This is a genomic window from Azospirillum sp. TSO5, assembly GCF_003116065.1.
In the GTDB taxonomy this organism is placed as follows: Bacteria; Pseudomonadota; Alphaproteobacteria; order Azospirillales; family Azospirillaceae; genus Azospirillum.
Genome location: NZ_LGQY01000060.1, coordinates 55681 through 70688, shown reverse-complemented (window position 1 = coordinate 70688; position 15008 = coordinate 55681). Strand labels below are relative to the sequence as shown.

The 15008-nt window shown below is 67.6% G+C and carries 18 protein-coding genes; 9 read left to right on the top strand and 9 right to left on the bottom strand.

Annotated features, from left to right (window positions below):
* Positions 1–51: 51 nt before the first annotated feature.
* From raiA to TSO5_RS17245, 3 genes are all read left to right on the top strand, one after another.
* Positions 52–642 (top strand): ribosome-associated translation inhibitor RaiA, encoded by a 591-nt coding sequence (gene raiA, locus TSO5_RS17255; protein ID WP_109152706.1) that lies wholly within the window; start codon positions 52–54, stop codon positions 640–642.
* Between the two features lie 35 nt (positions 643–677).
* The gene (gene ptsN / locus TSO5_RS17250; protein ID WP_109074398.1) at positions 678–1136 is read left to right on the top strand and encodes a PTS IIA-like nitrogen regulatory protein PtsN; all 459 of its coding nucleotides are present in this window, start codon (positions 678–680) and stop codon (positions 1134–1136) included.
* Positions 1137–1280: 144 nt separating this feature from the next.
* The gene (locus TSO5_RS17245) at positions 1281–1820 is read left to right on the top strand and encodes a Uma2 family endonuclease (RefSeq protein ID WP_109152705.1); all 540 of its coding nucleotides are present in this window, start codon (positions 1281–1283) and stop codon (positions 1818–1820) included.
* A 161-nt stretch (positions 1821–1981) separates the two neighbouring features.
* On the opposite strand, the gene ubiG is transcribed toward TSO5_RS17245, so the two are convergent.
* Entirely contained in the window at positions 1982–2776 is a 795-nt protein-coding gene (ubiG, locus tag TSO5_RS17240; protein WP_109152704.1) for a bifunctional 2-polyprenyl-6-hydroxyphenol methylase/3-demethylubiquinol 3-O-methyltransferase UbiG, read from the bottom strand.
* 183 nt (positions 2777–2959) lie between these two features.
* On the opposite strand from ubiG, the gene TSO5_RS17235 reads away from it, so the two are divergent.
* From TSO5_RS17235 to TSO5_RS17220, 4 genes are all read left to right on the top strand, one after another.
* The gene (locus TSO5_RS17235; RefSeq protein ID WP_109152703.1) at positions 2960–4195 is read left to right on the top strand and encodes an aspartate kinase; all 1236 of its coding nucleotides are present in this window, start codon (positions 2960–2962) and stop codon (positions 4193–4195) included.
* Positions 4196–4248: 53 nt separating this feature from the next.
* Positions 4249–5346, top strand: coding sequence for a nitronate monooxygenase (locus TSO5_RS17230; RefSeq protein ID WP_109152702.1), 1098 nt, complete (start codon positions 4249–4251; stop codon positions 5344–5346).
* 4 nt (positions 5347–5350) lie between these two features.
* The gene (ptsP, locus tag TSO5_RS17225; RefSeq protein WP_109152701.1) at positions 5351–7669 is read left to right on the top strand and encodes a phosphoenolpyruvate--protein phosphotransferase; all 2319 of its coding nucleotides are present in this window, start codon (positions 5351–5353) and stop codon (positions 7667–7669) included.
* Positions 7670–8007: 338 nt separating this feature from the next.
* Positions 8008–8817 (top strand): transglutaminase family protein, encoded by an 810-nt coding sequence (locus TSO5_RS17220; protein WP_109152700.1) that lies wholly within the window; start codon positions 8008–8010, stop codon positions 8815–8817.
* A 19-nt stretch (positions 8818–8836) separates the two neighbouring features.
* Here the strand turns inward: TSO5_RS17220 and TSO5_RS17215 are convergent, their stop codons facing one another.
* The 4 genes from TSO5_RS17215 to TSO5_RS17205 form a co-directional block, all read right to left on the bottom strand.
* Positions 8837–9193, bottom strand: coding sequence for a hypothetical protein (locus TSO5_RS17215; protein ID WP_109152699.1), 357 nt, complete (start codon positions 9191–9193; stop codon positions 8837–8839).
* A 4-nt stretch (positions 9194–9197) separates the two neighbouring features.
* Complete coding sequence (locus TSO5_RS17210; RefSeq protein WP_109152698.1) at positions 9198–9437, bottom strand: hypothetical protein; 240 nt, start codon at positions 9435–9437, stop codon at positions 9198–9200.
* 208 nt (positions 9438–9645) lie between these two features.
* A complete protein-coding gene (locus tag TSO5_RS32275; RefSeq protein WP_146203790.1) occupies positions 9646–9849 on the bottom strand; it encodes a hypothetical protein in 204 nt (67 codons plus the stop codon).
* A 26-nt stretch (positions 9850–9875) separates the two neighbouring features.
* Entirely contained in the window at positions 9876–10487 is a 612-nt protein-coding gene (locus tag TSO5_RS17205) for a hypothetical protein (RefSeq protein WP_146203789.1), read from the bottom strand.
* 99 nt (positions 10488–10586) lie between these two features.
* On the opposite strand from TSO5_RS17205, the gene TSO5_RS17200 reads away from it, so the two are divergent.
* Complete coding sequence (locus TSO5_RS17200) at positions 10587–11228, top strand: Crp/Fnr family transcriptional regulator (RefSeq protein ID WP_247870796.1); 642 nt, start codon at positions 10587–10589, stop codon at positions 11226–11228.
* A gap of 33 nt (positions 11229–11261) precedes the next feature.
* On the opposite strand, the gene TSO5_RS17195 is transcribed toward TSO5_RS17200, so the two are convergent.
* From TSO5_RS17195 to TSO5_RS17180, 4 genes are all read right to left on the bottom strand, one after another.
* Positions 11262–11453, bottom strand: a complete 192-nt coding sequence (locus TSO5_RS17195) for a hypothetical protein (protein ID WP_109152695.1) — start codon at positions 11451–11453, stop codon at positions 11262–11264.
* Positions 11454–11469: 16 nt separating this feature from the next.
* Entirely contained in the window at positions 11470–13161 is a 1692-nt protein-coding gene (locus TSO5_RS17190; RefSeq protein WP_158282439.1) for a cbb3-type cytochrome c oxidase subunit I, read from the bottom strand.
* 19 nt (positions 13162–13180) lie between these two features.
* The gene (locus TSO5_RS17185) at positions 13181–13828 is read right to left on the bottom strand and encodes a cupredoxin domain-containing protein (protein ID WP_146203788.1); all 648 of its coding nucleotides are present in this window, start codon (positions 13826–13828) and stop codon (positions 13181–13183) included.
* Between the two features lie 102 nt (positions 13829–13930).
* Complete coding sequence (locus TSO5_RS17180; protein WP_146203787.1) at positions 13931–14281, bottom strand: hypothetical protein; 351 nt, start codon at positions 14279–14281, stop codon at positions 13931–13933.
* 329 nt (positions 14282–14610) lie between these two features.
* Here TSO5_RS17180 and TSO5_RS17175 point away from each other — a divergent pair, with 329 nt between their 5' ends.
* Positions 14611–14970: a hypothetical protein gene (locus TSO5_RS17175; RefSeq protein WP_146203786.1), complete on the top strand. Its 360-nt coding sequence runs from the start codon at positions 14611–14613 to the stop codon at positions 14968–14970.
* The last annotated feature ends 38 nt before the right edge of the window (positions 14971–15008 follow it).

Sequence of the window (15008 nt, the reverse complement as noted above, 5' to 3'; positions counted from 1 at the left end):
AACGTCGTGTCTACACCGTCCCCAGCGGACCAATATTGGAAACGTTCCACCATGCAACTCTCCGTCAAAGGCAAGCAGCTCGATGTGGGCGACGCTCTGCGCACCCATGTGGCCGATAGCCTGAACGCCGTGGTCGGCAAGTACTTCGACAAGCCGATCGAGGCGAATGTCGTCCTGACCAAGGACGCGCATCTCTACAAGGCCGACATCCAGGTCCATGTGGGCCGCGGCATCGTCCTGCAGAGTGCCGGCGACGCCACCGAACCCTACCCGGCCTTCGACATCGCCTGCGAGAAGCTGGCCAAGCGCCTGCGCCGCTACAAGCGCCGCCTGCGCGACCACCACGCCGTCGAGAACGGCGCCGCCGTCCCGGCCAGCTACCGCGTGCTGGAAGCCGAGACCGAGGAGCATCACGACGAGGCCGAGGCTGCCGGCGACGGCGTCGCCAACCCGATGGTCGTCGCCGAGATGGAGACGAGCATCGCCACCCTGTCGGTCAGCGAGGCGGTGATGCGCCTTGAACTGGCGCAGGCCCCCGCCCTGATGTTCCACAACGGTGCGCATGGCCGCCTGAACATGGTCTACCGCCGCGCCGACGGGAACATCGGCTGGGTCGATCCGGCGGAGAAGGCCGGCGCCTGACGGCGCCGACCCGTCTCCCTGGTCAAGAAGCGTCCATGCTCGACCTCATCTCTCCGCACGCCATCCTCCCGAACCTGAAGGCCGGCAACAAGAAGCAGGCCCTGCAGGAGATGGCGCGCAAAGCGTCCGAGCTGACCGGTCAGCACGAGCGGGCGATCTTCGACGTGCTTCTGGAGCGCGAAAGGCTGGGCACGACCGGCGTGGGCCATGGCATCGCCATCCCGCACGGCAAGCTGTCCAGCCTGGACCGCGTCCATGGCGTCTTCGCCCGCCTGGAGCGGCCCATCGATTTCGACGCGATCGATGAGCAGCCGGTCGATCTGATCTTCCTCCTCCTCGCCCCGGAGCAGGCGGGAGCCGACCATCTGAAGGCGCTCGCCCGCGTCTCGCGCCTTCTGCGCGACCAGTCCATGTGCGAGAAGCTGCGCGGAGCCGAATCCGGCGACGCGATGTACGCGCTCCTGACCCAGCACGAGCCGACCCCGTCCAACTGACGGGCCGCCGGTGAGGGGCACAGCATGCCGAAAGGGCCGCCGCACGGGATCGTGCGCGGCCCTTTTTCTTTGGCGGCGGATGCACCTATTGGTGGGGGGCTGGTACACTGAGCCGAGCCGACTTGTTTGACGGGGGCCAAGCCCATGGCAGGTGTAACGCGCAAGTCTTGGATTACGCCGCAGGACTACCTTGCTGCCGAGCGGGTCGCAGAGGTCCGTCACGAATATCTCGACGGCGAGGTCTTCGCCATGGTCGGGGCGAGCCGCCGTCACGCGACCATCGTCGGGAACCTGTTCGTCGCCCTGCGGCAGGTCGCCCGCGGATGCCAGGCCTATGCAAATGACGTGAAGGTCCGGGTCGAGGCGGCGAACGCCTTCTACTACCCCGACCTCGTCGCGACCTGCGCCGGCGGCGATGACACCCCCTATGTCGTCAAGGACCCGGTCCTGGTGGTGGAGGTGCTGTCCGACAGCACCGAGGCCATCGACCGCCGCGAGAAGCGGACCAACTACCAGAAAGTTCCATCCCTGCGCGAGATCGTCCTGGTCTCTCAGAACGAGCGTCTGGTGGAGGTGTACCGCCGCGACGGTGGCCGTTGGTCTGCCGACATGGTGTGCGACGGCCCGGTCATGCTGGCCGCGCTGGACCTGACCATTCCCCTTGAGGCGATGTACGAGGATTGAGGGCAATCAGCGCTTTCTAAAGCCGCCTCTCTCTCGGCTGTCATCCCCGCGAAGGCGGGGATCCAGGTATCCGGCTCAAGCGCTTGAAACGGCTGGATTCCCGCCTTCGCGGGAATGACGGTCGACCTTAAAAGCTGTCGGCTCCGGTCGAACCTCGCCCCTCACCCCCGCTCCGCCCAGCCCATGTAGTTCACGTCCAGATCGCGCGCGTTCAGCCGGAACTCGTCGCTCAGCGGATTGTACGTGATGCCGGTCAGGTCGCGTACGCTCAGCCCGTACGTGCGTACGGCGGCGTTCAGTTCGGACGGGCGCAGGAACTGGCGCCAGTTGTGGGTGCCGCGCGGCAGCCAGCGCAGGATGTACTCCGCCCCGACGATGGCCAGCGCGAAGGACTTGGGCGTACGGTTCAGCGTCGCCAGGAACAGCACGCCGCCGGGGGCCAGCAGGTCGGACAGCGACTTCAAGAACAGGGGCACGTCGGCGACATGCTCGATCACCTCCATCGCCAGCACCACGTCGAACGTCTCGCCGCTGGCGGCCAGAGCCTCGGCGGTGGTGGCGCGGTAGTCGACGGTCGTGCCGGTCTCGGCGGCGTGGGTGGCGGCGGTCTTGATGTTCTTCTCCGACGCATCGACGCCGACCACCGTGGCGCCCATCCGCGCGATCGGCTCGGCCAGCAGGCCGCCGCCGCAGCCGATGTCGACGACGCGCAGGCCCGACAGCGCGTTGGGGGCCAGCGGGTCGCGGCCCAGCCGCTTGCACACCTCATCGCGGATGTAGGTCAGGCGCAGCGGGTTCAACCGGTGCAGCGGCTTGAACTTTCCGGTCGGATCCCACCATTCGGCGGCGATGGCGGAGAAGCGGGCGACATCCTCCGGGTCCACGGTTCCACCGCCGATCCCACTGGCCGGGGCGGTTGCGGACGCGTGCGGGAAGGCGGAGGATGAGGCGGTCATGGTGAAAATCCGTAAACTGTGAGGCGGGACGGGTGCGGGCAACTTGCCTCGCTTCCACCGACGGAGTATGGATACGCCGCCCCGCGCCGGCAACGGTGGAGCGGGGGTGCGCTCAGCCGACCCGTATGATCCAGATGGCATGATCCAGATGGCATGACCGGGCGGCCAGACATGGTGTGAGGTATGGCGCGGATCGTCCTGAAGTTCGGAGGCACGTCGGTCGGCGACATCGACCGCATCAAGAACGTGGCCCGGAAGGTCGAGCAAGAGGTGAAGGCGGGGCATCAGGTCGCCGTCGTCGTGTCGGCGATGTCCGGCGTGACCAACCAGCTCGTCAAATACTGCAACGACATCGACAAGCTGCACGACGCGCGCGAATATGACGCGGTCGTCGCCAGCGGCGAGCAGGTGACCTCCGGTCTCCTGGCCATCGCCCTGCAGTCGCTCGGCATTCCCGCCCGCTCCTGGGCCGGCTGGCAGGTGCCGATCCGCACCGACGACACGCACGGCAAGGCGCGCATCGTCTCCATCGACACCACCGAGATGGAAAAGTCCCTGCAGACCGGCGAAGTCGCCGTGGTCGCGGGCTTCCAGGGCGTGTCGGAACAGGGCCGCATCGCCACGCTGGGCCGCGGCGGCTCGGACACCTCGGCGGTGGCGCTGGCGGCGGCGGTGAAGGCCGACCGCTGCGACATCTACACCGACGTCGACGGCGTCTACACCACCGACCCGCGCATCGTCTCCAAGGCGCGCAAGCTCGACAAGATCACCTACGAGGAAATGCTGGAGATGGCCTCGCAGGGGGCCAAGGTGCTTCAGACCCGCTCGGTCGAGATGGCGATGAACCACCGCGTGCGCGTGCAGGTGCTGTCGAGCTTCGAAGCCGCTGCGGGCAGTTCGCTTCCCGGAACCCTGGTTGTTGACGAGGACGAGATCGTGGAAAAGGAAGTTGTTAGCGGCATCGCCTACAGCCGCGACGAGGCGAAGATCACCCTGGTCGGCGTCGCCGACCGGCCGGGCGTCGCCGCCGCCATCTTCGGTCCGCTGACCGACAACGCCGTCAACGTCGACATGATCGTCCAGAACGTGTCGGAAGACGGCAAGTCCACCGACATGACCTTCACCGTCGGCAAGGCCGATCTGGCCCGCGCCGTGAAGGTGCTGGAGGACGCGCAGTCCACCCTGAACTACAAGCGCATCATTTCCGATGCCAACGTGGTCAAGGTGTCGGTCATCGGCGTCGGCATGCGCAGCCATGCCGGCGTCGCCCAGCGCATGTTCAAGGCGCTGGCCGACAAGGGCATCAACATCCAGGTCATCTCGACCTCGGAGATCAAGATTTCGGTCCTGATCGCCGAGGAGTATGCGGAGCTGGCGCTGCGCGCCCTGCACACCGCCTACGGCCTGGACGCCGCCTGAGCGCAGGTGGCGACCCGGGTGCCGGGGATCGCAACAGCAGGGGAGGGCCGGCCATGACCGACGCCACATCATACGCGGCGGCAGCATCGGCCCGGCTCGACCGGCTCTGGAAACGGGGCCGGGAGTTTCTCGGCACCCGCACCGCCGTGATGGGCGGAGCCATGAGTTGGGTGTCCGAACGGCATCTGGTCTCCGCCATCTCCAACGCCGGCGGCTTCGGCGTGCTGGCCTGCGGCTCCATGGCGCCGGACCAGCTGGCGGTGGAGATCGCCGGCACCCGGGCGCTGACCGACAAGCCGTTCGGCGTCAACCTCATCAACATGCACCCGGCGCTGGACCAGTTGATCGACGTCTGCCGCGAGCAGCGCGTCGGCCATGTGGTCGTCGCCGGCGGCCTGCCGTCCAGCGCCACCCTGCGCCGCATCAAGGACGGCGGGGCCAAGGCGATGGCCTTCGCGCCGACGCTGACCGCCGGCCGGCGGCTGGCGAAGCACGGCGCCGACGCGCTGGTGATCGAGGGAACCGAGGCCGGTGGCCATATCGGCCCGGTCTCCACCACCGTGCTGGCCCAGGAAATCCTGCCCGAGCTGCGCGAGGTGCCGGTGTTCGTCGCCGGCGGCGTTGGACGGGGCGAGACGATCCTCTCCTATCTGGAACTGGGGGCGGCCGGCGTGCAGGTCGGCACCCGATTCGTCTGTGCCACCGAATGCGTGGCCCATCCCAATTTCAAGCAGGCCTTCATCCGGGCGTCGGCCCGCGATGCCCAGCCGTCGGTGCAGATCGACCCGCGCTTCCCCGTCATCCCGGTGCGGGCGCTGGCGAACGAGGCGTCCAAGCGTTTCATGGAATTCCAGCGCGACGTCATCGCCAGGGTCGATTCCGGCGTCATGAGCCGTGACGAAGGCATGCTGGAGATCGAGCATTTCTGGGCCGGTGCGCTGCGCCGCGCGGTGATCGAGGGCGACGTGGAGAACGGCTCCCTGATGGCCGGGCAGAGCGTCGGGCTGGTCACCCGCGAACAGCCGGTGGCCGACATCCTGGCCGAATTGATCGCCCAGGCGGAATCGGCTCTGGCACGCCGGGCGATGGATGAGGCATCGTTGACGGGAGTGGGGAGCCTGATGGCGGAGCCGCCCGTGGGAGCGCTGTAGCGACATGACCGACACCCTCGACACGGCAACCGGTGGCGGCGGTATGGAGGGGGGAATGGACGTCCGTTTCGACGGCACCTCGTCACGCCGGCTGCTCGCCCGGCTGCGCGACATCATGGCCGGGTCGGGGTCGGGTCAGGACCGGCTGGACAAGATCGTCACGCTGATCGCGGCGGAGATGAAGGCGGACGTCTGTTCCTGCTACGTCATGCGCGCCGGCGAGGTGCTGGAGCTGTTCTCCACCGAGGGCCTGAACAAGACCGCCGTCCACAACACCCGTCTGCGCGTGGGCGAGGGCATCGTCGGCTACATCGCCGGCCACGCCCGCCCGGTGGCACTGGACAACGCGCCCTCCCACCCCAGTTTCGCCTACCGCCCGGAGACGGGGGAGGACCCGTTCCAGTCGCTGGCCGGCGTGCCGATCCTGCGCGGCAGCAAGGTGCGCGGCGTGCTGGTGATCCAGCACAAGGACCGCCGCCGCTATGTCGAGGAGGAGGTGGAAACCCTCCAGACCATCGCCATGGTCGTCGCCGAGCTGGTGGCGCAGAGCGAACTGGTCAATCCGGTGGAGGTCACCACCACCGGCGACCCGGTGCTGTTGCCGGCCCGCCTGTCGGGCACGGCGATGAGCGCCGGGCTGGCCATCGGGCTCGCCGTCATCCACCGGCCGCAGCTGACCGTCCGCCAGATGGTGGCGGAGGATGCCGACGCCGAGCTGGAGCGCTTCAACACCGCGCTGCAGACCATGCACAGCGCCATTGACGACCTGCTGGAAGCGGCGTCGCTGGCGGGGCTCAGCGAACCGCGCGACATCCTGGAGACCTACCGGATGTTCGCCGAGGACCGCGGCTGGCTGTCGCGCATCCGCGAGGCGATCCGCGTCGGCCTGACGGCGGAGGCGGCGGTGCAGCAGGTGCAGAACGACACCCGCGCCCGCATGAGCCATCTGACCGATCCCTACATCCGGGAACGGTTGATGGATTTCGAGGACTTGACCAACAGGTTGCTGCAACATCTGGCCGGCAAGACCAGCGGCACCGACGGCGCCACCCTGCCGGACGACATGATCCTGGTCGCCCGCTCCATGGGGCCGGCGGAACTGCTGGATTACGACCGTTCTCGCCTGCGCGGCCTGCTGCTGGAGGAAGGGTCGCCGGCCAGCCATGTCTGCATCGTCGCCCGCGCGCTGAACATCCCGGTGGTGCAGGCGGCCGACGCGCTGAACCGGATCGAGCCGCTGGACCAGCTGATCGTCGACGGCGACCATGGGTCGGTCTTCATCCGACCGGCCGAAGACATCCAGATGGCCTTCTCCGAAGCGGTCGCGTTGCAGCACCGCAAGGAGCAGATGTACGCGGAAATCCGCAAATTCCCGTCGGTGACGCGCGACGGGGTGCCGATCTCCATGCATCTGAACTGCGGCCTGCTGATCGACCTGCCGCACCTGACCGCCAGCGGCGCCGAGGGCGTCGGGCTCTACCGCACTGAAATCCCCTTCATGGTGCGCGCCTCCTACCCCGACGTGAAGGCGCAGACCGACCTCTATTCCCGCATCATGGACGAGGTCGGCGAGAAGCCGATCGTCTTCCGCACGCTGGATGTCGGCGGCGACAAGATGCTGCCCTACATGACCGGCGGCGAGGAGGAGAACCCGGCGCTGGGCTGGCGCGCCGTGCGCATCGGGCTCGACCACCCGTCGCTGCTGCGCCAGCAGTTGCGCGCCCTGCTGCAGGCCGCCGCCGGCCGGCCGCTGTCGGTGATGTTCCCGATGATTGCCGAGGTCGCGGAGTTCGACGGTGCCCGCCGCCTGCTGGAGCTGGAGCTGAAGCGCCTTGCCGCCCAGGGCATCGAGCCGCCCAGCAGCCTGCGCGTCGGCACGATGCTGGAGGTGCCGTCGCTGTTGTGGCAACTCCCGGCGCTGCTGCCCAAGCTGGATTTCCTGTCCGTCGGTTCCAACGACCTGACCCAGTATCTGTTCGCCGCCGACCGCGGCAACCCGCGCACCTCGACCCGCTACGACCCGCTGTCGCCGTCGATGCTGTGCGTGCTGCGCCGGCTGGTCGACGAATGCGCCCGGCACAAGGTGTCGCTCAGCATCTGCGGCGAGATGGCCGGCCGGCCGCTCGACGCCATGGCGCTGATCGGCGTCGGCTTCCGCACTTTGTCGATGTCGCCGCCGTCGGTCGGCCCGGTGAAGACCATGCTGCGCTCGCTCGAGGTGGCGGCGCTGCGGGATTACATGAGCGGGCTCTACACCGGGGCCGACCACAGCCTGCGCGACAAGCTGAAGACCTTCGCCAAGGACCATGGCGTGATCATCTGAGGGACTGTCGCCTCGACCATGTCGAGCCTGTCGCAAAGTAAAAAGGGCGGAGCCGTTGTGGCGCCGCCCTTTTTTATTGGCCGCTCTTGCCGAAAAAATAGGCTGAGAAATAGAAGGAGCAATCAACGGGGTGCCGGCGTAATCCATTCGCGCCGCGATCCGAGGTGAAGCAAAATCACAAAACGTGAAGAAGTCCGCGCAAAGTCTGATAGGCTTTTTCAGAAGATTTTCAGCGCAGCCTTGCGCCATACGTCCATCCTTTTCCCCCGATCCCTTGCTGCCGCGGGTCGACATCGGCACGCGCCGTCACCGGCATGCTTTTTCATCGGAGGGCCTTCATGCGCATTCGCCTGGGTTACCGGCTGAATTTCAGCTTTCCCGCCCCCACACCGATGATCGTGATGCTGAACGTGCATTACACGCGCGTCGGCGATCTGGAGCGGCCCGACCACATCGTCACCAGCGTGCCGGCGCCGATCCAGGGCTATCGCGACAGCTTCGGCAACTGGTGCAGCCGGCTGGTCGCGCCCGCCGGCCCCGTCACCATCAGTGCCGACAGCATCATCCGCGACAGCGGCGCGCAAGACCCGGCGGACCACGGCGCCGTGCAGCACCGCGTGGACGAGTTGCCTGCCGACACCCTGCTGTTTCTGCTGGGAAGCCGCTATTGCGAGACCGACGTCCTGTCGGAGGAGGCTTGGCGGCTGTTCGCGGGCACCCCGCCGGGCTGGGCGCGGGTCCAGGCGATTTGCGACTTCGTCCATGGCCATGTGACGTTCGGCTACGAGCATTCCCGTCCGACGCGAACCGCGGCCCAGACCTATGCCGAGAAGCGCGGGGTCTGCCGCGACTACGCACATCTCGCCATCGCCTTCTGCCGCGCCATGAACATTCCCGCGCGCTACTGCACCGGCTACATCAGCGACATCGGCGAGCCGCCGCCCTATGCGCCGATGGATTTCGCCGCCTGGATGGAGGTGTATCTGGGCGGTCGCTGGCATGTCTTCGACCCGCGGAACAACGCTCCCCGGATCGGGCGCATTCTGATCGCGCAGGGACGCGACGCCGCCGACGTGCCGCTCACCCACACCTTTGGCCCCAACACCCTGACGGAATTTCAGGTCTGGACCGACGAGGTGACCGCCTGATCCGCGTCCGTCCTTCCGGTCATGCCTGGCCCACCGCCACTTGGGCCGCCGTGGCCTCCAGTGCCGGGGAGGATGGCGGGACGGGCGTGCGGGCCCGCTCGCGCCGCGGCAGTTGTGCGATCCGGTGCAAATCCGTCACCCAGGGCGACGGGTAGCTGTCGGTGCCGAAGACCCAGACGGCGTCGACGACGCCATCCGGCTTGCGCAGCAGCACGCGGGCGTCGTGGCCGTCCTTTCCGGCTTGGTTGGCGGCCTGCACCGCGGCAATCAGCGCGCCGGCCTGTCCACTGGGGAAGGGGCCATAGCGCTCCCCCTCGAACCGGATGAACCAGCCGTCCGTTCGGCACGACACGATGTAATGGGCTGAAAGGCTCATGAGATCACTGCTCCTTGAAGGCGGTCGCGCCGGCGGCACGGGCCATGGTGAGACGGGTCAGCAAGGCGCCCCGTGGCAGGCCGGCATTGCCCTGTGGCGGAAAAGCGGGGGGAAGCCGTCCGTCCGCCGCGCCGGGAGGCAGCGGATGCCAGCGGCGCTCGGCATTCGTCCAGCGCAGCTGCTCGCGCAGCAGATCGGCGCCATGGGGGCATTGCCCCTCGATGGAGTGGAGCGGGGATGTCATGGCCGTTCCCCCGGCCGGGATGTCAGAATGAAGAAGGCAAGGCTTGTCCCTGCGTCCATGGGTGCTCTCCGACGCTGTTCTCCGACGATGGCCGGATGATCGGCAAGATCGGTGGTCATGCCGTCCGGATGGAGTCACGCCAGGAAAACGCTTCGGATGCACCATCCTCGGCAAAGAGGAGGCAAGCCTGGAGTGGCTTCGGTAAATTTCAAATGGTGATCCGCTGAGAAAATTGCAATGAATGTTTTAAATAGATTGTGAATTTCCTGGCCTGCCGAATCGAAAACAAAGGTATTTTGCCGGGTGTTTTATATGCCCACTCTCTGGTTTCATTATAATTTCCTGCGAAAGGTGCGCTGCTCCACGCCTGCGCCTGCTGCAACGCCGCGCCGCCGCCCTCCACCCCGGACATTGGTCTGAACTGGGGTGATTCTGCCGTCAGTGGCTGAACTCTCCTCTCGCCATGGCGAGGTGGTGCATCTGGTGGTGGCCTCCCTGGGCCATGATGCCGATGAACCCGAGCCCCCGGATATGGGCCGTCTGCTTCGGGTCGGCGGCGGTGACGGTCAGCGAGACGCCGTTCGGCAGGGGCTCGGCCTTGACGGTCCAGCCGTTCGTGCCATCGATCTCGTGAGCGTGCGCCGGGACCATGCGGCGGATCGCTTCCAGGGTCCGCCCGTCGCCGGTGACGGCATAGCTGGCTCCGCCGTCCACCGGCGTCGCCACGGCCGTCGCGTTGAGCGTGACTTCGTTCATGTCGACGAGGTGCCGGCGCAGCGCCTCGATGTCCACCCGGGACCAGTCGGTGGCCGGGTCGGCCTCCAGGATGCGGACGATCTCCTGAATGGTGCCGAAGGCATCCTGGCCGGGCATGGTCGGGACCGCGCCGGATGGCGGCATGGCGGTGCCGGCGTGCTGGGTGCCATGATGGGCGGCGTGGTCCATCGGCATCGCGGTCTGAGCCGCTGCGTTCCCAAATCCGATGCCAGGTCCGACGCTGAGTCCAACAGCGGTGACAAGGGCAAGGGTAACGGCGGTACGGATCGGCATGGGATCCTCCTGGTGGGTGACTTCTTCGGACGGTAGCCGGACTCCCTGCGACGCCATATGATTGCAATCATACAGCGGAGAATTCCGGGTGAGGCGGTTTTGGGAAAGCTGGGGGCAAGCGCGTGGGTCGGACTCGTCGAACCGCAACGGCTCCATCGCCGATGCCTGAAGCTTGGCGAGGCGTTGTTCCGCCAGGGCGATCCGACCGTGGCGGTCTTTCATGTCGACCGGGGCCGGGTGCGCCTCGTGCGGCACCTCGAGGACGGTTCGTCGGTGACGCTGCACGTTGCCCGCGCCGGTGAGAGTTTTGCCGAAGCCGCTCTGTGGGCGGAGGCCTACCACTGCGATGGCGTCGCCGAGACGCCATCCGAGGTCACGGTGATCCCGAAGCCGGACCTGCTCGCCGCCCTGGAGGACAACCCACAGGCTGCGCTTGCGCTGGCCCGTGGACTTGCCGCTCATGTCCGCGACCTGCGCAGCCGTCTGGAATTGCGGAACATCCGGTCTGCGCCGGAACGGGTCGTGGCGTGGCTTCGACTCCAGGTGTCGGGCGATCCGCCGATGCTGCGGCTCGACCGGCCCTGGACGGAGATCGCCGCCGAGATCGGACTGACGCACGAGGCCATCTACCGGGCCTTGGCCGTCTTGGAGCGCACGCGGCGGCTTGTCCGGGAGGACGGGGTGGTGACGCTCTCCGCCGGTTCAGGAACGATCGAGGATGCCGGCCGAAAGGATCGATGACCAACCGGGCGCAAGCCGCCGTGCCGCAGCAGTTCAGCCCCGGTGCGCCTTTCGCCCGACGGCGACCAGCACCGCGGCGAGCCCCAGAAACAGCAGGGCGCCGCCGCCCCAGACCCGGACATAGCCGGGCATCCCGAGGCTCGGCACCAGGGCGTAGACGGCGGCGAGCACCGCCCATACGGCGGCGATGGCGACAACGAGCCAGAACTCTTCGGTCATTTTCATGATGGTTCTCCTGCGCTCAGTGGCCATGCCCGCCGCCGATGGCGATGATCGGCAGCGACTGGATCAGTTGGAACGCGACGATGGTGAAGACGTACATGGCGGCGACCAGCGCCGCGACAGACAGCGGCCCGGTCCAGGCCGGAGCCTTGCCGACGCCACGCGATCCGGTCCGCCAGTCGACCACCGGCGCCTGCTCGATCGACGGGCGCAGCGACAGCAGCGTGCGGACGACGCCGTAGACGCTGACCGAGATGGCGATGGCGAAGATTGTGGCGCCGACGCCGACCAGGGCCATCAGCATCGGCCATGCCGCCGGGGCCATGCCGCCGTAACTGAGGTCGAAGACCCGGCGCGGCACCCCCATGAACCCGGCGGTGATGCCGGCCACGCCAAAGATCAGCAGGCCGAGCGTCACGACGGCCGGCATGCGCCGCAGCAGGTCCGGGCGCCACAGGCTGCCTCCGCCGAGTGACGGCAGGATCACCATCAGCGCGGCCAGGAAGGTTTGGGTCAGCACGCCGACGGCGAAGAAGTGGAAATAGCCGGGCACGAAGAAGGTGTCCGACAGCATCGGCGCCAGCTTCTCCTGGATCAGGACGAAGGCGAAGGTGATGCCCAGCATCATGTTCACCACCGCCCAGCCCATGTTGGCCATTGCCGGATTGCGCCAGGGCAGCCCCCGCATCCAGCCGAAGAAGCCGGTGGCGCCGCGTGCCCGGGCGCTGGCTTCCAGCGAGGAGACGATGATGGCGAAGGCCGCCAGGGTCGGCACCGAGACGAACAGCGACAGCAGCGAGCCGACGACCCGCAAGCTCTCCGACAGGGTCGGCTCCAGGAACATGTGGTAGAGGCTGGTCGGCGGTACGAACACCAGATAGGCGGCGAAGACGATCTTCGACAGGCGCGCGCCGTGGATGGATTTCACCCCGGTCAGCTGCTCGCTCAGCACGTACCACACCAGCACGGTCGCCATCAGCGGCAGATAGTGCAGGTTGTGGAACAGGATGTGCCATTCGGTGCCGTGGTCGGCCGGGAACGGTCCCGCGCCGAGCGCCCACAGCAGGCCGGGCAGGAAGGCGTTGGTTGCGGCGATCGCGCTGACGACCAGGAACCCCGCCCAGGCGAACAGGGCGAAGCCGATGGAGGTGAACGCGTCCGCTTCGCCGCGTAACCGGGGCTGGAGCACGGTCGCGATGCCGCTGATGGCCGAAGCCACCAGCCCTGCCGAAAGCAGCAGGTAGCCGAGCGCGAAGACGCCGACGGAGCGCGGGTCGTCCGCGGCCAGTTCGGGGCTGCCGTCGTAGAGCAGCGGCGTGCCGGTGGCGGAGATCCATTCGCTGACGCCGAAGCCCGCCAACATCAGGGCGGCACCGAGCCATGCCAACGGGCGCAGGGCGAGACCGCGGCGATTCTCCGCCGCCGCCAGCACCAGCAGCAGCGCCGCCTGGATCAGGTAGAGCCAGTAGAAGAACACGGATACGCCGTGCAGGGTCAGGATGCGGTAGGCGTCATCCGGAAAAAAGGTGAGCGCCCCGGCTCGGGCGAGCGCGGTCACGAAGCCGCCAACCAGCCCCAGCACGAGCGCCAGCAGGGCGGCACCGAACAGCAGCGTGAGAAGGGCCTTGTCGGCCGACGGCAGGGCGGCAATCCGAGCCGTGAGGCGCGAGGCCGTGCCGGCCGGGGCGACGGAGGTCGAGAGGGTATTCATGCTGTGAGTCCTCCCCGGGTCAGCCGACGATGATGCGGCCGTGCATGGCGTCATGCGCCTGGCCGCAATAGACGGTGCAGTACAGGAGGTACTCGCCCGGCTTGGTGAAGGTGATCGTCTGCTCGGTCACGACGTTCGGCCGCAGGCGGATGATGCGGGCGGCGGACCCCAGCTGGATCGATGCGCCATGCGTGGTGTCGTCCGCCATCATGCGGAACCGGTAGGCTTGACCGGCCTTGAGCCGGAGGACGTCCGGGCTGTAGGCGAATTTCTGCGCCATCAGGTAGACGTCGACCGGCTCGGCGGGCGCCATCGCCGCAGCATGGTCGTGACCGGCATCGGCGTGACCATGGCCGCCATGCGCATTGCCCTCATGGGCGGGGGCGTCTTCGGCCGCGTGCGGGTTCACGCTGCCATCCCTTTGCGCGTATTTCCGGACGAAGACGTCGTGCCCGAAGCGGAACTCCTCGGGCGCCATGCCCTCGGTCGCGCCGTGGCCGCCATGGCCGTGGGCGCCGGCTTCCGGAGCGGCGTCCTTGTGTCCGGTGTGTCCGCCGAAGGGAAGCGGGGCGGCGCCATAGGCTGCCCAGGCGCCGTACAGGGAGACGGCGCCGAAACCCAGCGCGGCGATGAAGCCGCGGCGGGTCGTGAAATGCCTCTCGGGCATGATGTGAGTCCTCTGATCGCGTGGTCGGAATCGCTCGCGCACGCCGCCGGTCAGGCGGCGCATGGCCGAGCGTCCGACGCAGGCGTCAGAGCGCGCGGCCGATCAGAGGCTGGTCTTCGGAGGGGGTGTGTCCGGTGTGATGTTCCGGGCGTTCGGGACGAAGCCGGCCCGCGGGTGCCAGGACGCTTCGACCATGGTCACCGGGATGGCGACGCTGTGCCGGGCCGGAGCCTCGGCCGCCGGGCAGCAGGTCGCCGCGACGGCGAGGGCGGCCTTGTGGTGGCTCTGTGATGGCGCGGAAGGGGACGGGGTGTGATGAGAGCCGTGATGACCCATCGAGCCGGCCGGCATGTCCACATGCGCCCCCACATTCGCCACGGCTCCGCCCACCGCGCCCATCAGGAGCGCGAAGGCGAACGCCAGAATGGCGAAGATGTGGCCCAACCGCTTCATGCCAACCATTGCTTTGAACGACCCGAATCCAGTCCGGGCCGGCACAACCATAGTCGCCCCTGTGGGAACGGCCATTGATGTCCGTCAACCGACGCCGCCGATCGACCGGTGTTGCCATCGAGCGCTTTTGATATTGACCCTCCCACCGCTGGAGGGTCGATGTTCGCCTGACGCGGCCGCTCGTCGAGACGAACGTGCCGTTGCAGGGACCAGGGAATGGTCTTACGGTTGCGGGAGGGGCTGGTGGGCGCGCAGATGCCGTCCGGCCTCGGGCAAGGAAGGCAATCGCCATGTGGCGGGGGGATTGGTCGACGGTGAGGAGGGCGGTGGTGAGCCTGCTGATGCTGGCCACGCTGCTCGTCTATGCCGCGCCGGGCCACGCCAGTCTGCCGCCTCACCAGCACTCCCCGGCTCATCATGAGGATGCGCTGGTCGACACGCACGGCGATGGTGTCGCCGCGGTGGCAGATCATGAGCACAAGCGGGATCTCTGCAAGCACCTTGGTGTGCGCGGTGACGATGCCTGCTGTAGCGTCACCCAGTGCGCGACCATGCACTGCGCCCTCCCTGTCGATGCCGTCGCAGCCTTCATTCCAGTCATCGACCGGGCGGACCATCTGCCTGCCCTGGCCACGCCCGAAGGCATCGGCAGCGACCCCGCACTGCGTCCCCCCTCTCTGATCCTCTGACGCCACGAGTCTGTCCGCGTCCGACCTGAGCTTCGGCT

Excerpts from the sequence above, each read along its gene's own strand:
- raiA (WP_109152706.1), top strand. The coding sequence starts at position 52 with ATGCAACTCTCCGTCAAAGGCAAGCAGCTCGATGTGGGCGACGCTCTG.
- ptsN (WP_109074398.1), top strand. The coding sequence starts at position 678 with ATGCTCGACCTCATCTCTCCGCACGCCATCCTCCCGAACCTGAAGGCC.
- TSO5_RS17245 (WP_109152705.1), top strand. The coding sequence starts at position 1,281 with ATGGCAGGTGTAACGCGCAAGTCTTGGATTACGCCGCAGGACTACCTT.
- ubiG (WP_109152704.1), bottom strand. The coding sequence starts at position 2,776 with ATGACCGCCTCATCCTCCGCCTTCCCGCACGCGTCCGCAACCGCCCCG.
- TSO5_RS17235 (WP_109152703.1), top strand. The coding sequence starts at position 2,960 with ATGGCGCGGATCGTCCTGAAGTTCGGAGGCACGTCGGTCGGCGACATC.
- TSO5_RS17230 (WP_109152702.1), top strand. The coding sequence starts at position 4,249 with ATGACCGACGCCACATCATACGCGGCGGCAGCATCGGCCCGGCTCGAC.
- ptsP (WP_109152701.1), top strand. The coding sequence starts at position 5,351 with ATGACCGACACCCTCGACACGGCAACCGGTGGCGGCGGTATGGAGGGG.
- TSO5_RS17220 (WP_109152700.1), top strand. The coding sequence starts at position 8,008 with ATGCGCATTCGCCTGGGTTACCGGCTGAATTTCAGCTTTCCCGCCCCC.
- TSO5_RS17215 (WP_109152699.1), bottom strand. The coding sequence starts at position 9,193 with ATGAGCCTTTCAGCCCATTACATCGTGTCGTGCCGAACGGACGGCTGG.
- TSO5_RS17210 (WP_109152698.1), bottom strand. The coding sequence starts at position 9,437 with ATGACATCCCCGCTCCACTCCATCGAGGGGCAATGCCCCCATGGCGCC.
- TSO5_RS32275 (WP_146203790.1), bottom strand. The coding sequence starts at position 9,849 with ATGTCCGGGGTGGAGGGCGGCGGCGCGGCGTTGCAGCAGGCGCAGGCG.
- TSO5_RS17205 (WP_146203789.1), bottom strand. The coding sequence starts at position 10,487 with ATGCCGATCCGTACCGCCGTTACCCTTGCCCTTGTCACCGCTGTTGGA.
- TSO5_RS17195 (WP_109152695.1), bottom strand. The coding sequence starts at position 11,453 with ATGAAAATGACCGAAGAGTTCTGGCTCGTTGTCGCCATCGCCGCCGTA.
- TSO5_RS17190 (WP_158282439.1), bottom strand. The coding sequence starts at position 13,161 with ATGAATACCCTCTCGACCTCCGTCGCCCCGGCCGGCACGGCCTCGCGC.
- TSO5_RS17185 (WP_146203788.1), bottom strand. The coding sequence starts at position 13,828 with ATGCCCGAGAGGCATTTCACGACCCGCCGCGGCTTCATCGCCGCGCTG.
- TSO5_RS17180 (WP_146203787.1), bottom strand. The coding sequence starts at position 14,281 with ATGAAGCGGTTGGGCCACATCTTCGCCATTCTGGCGTTCGCCTTCGCG.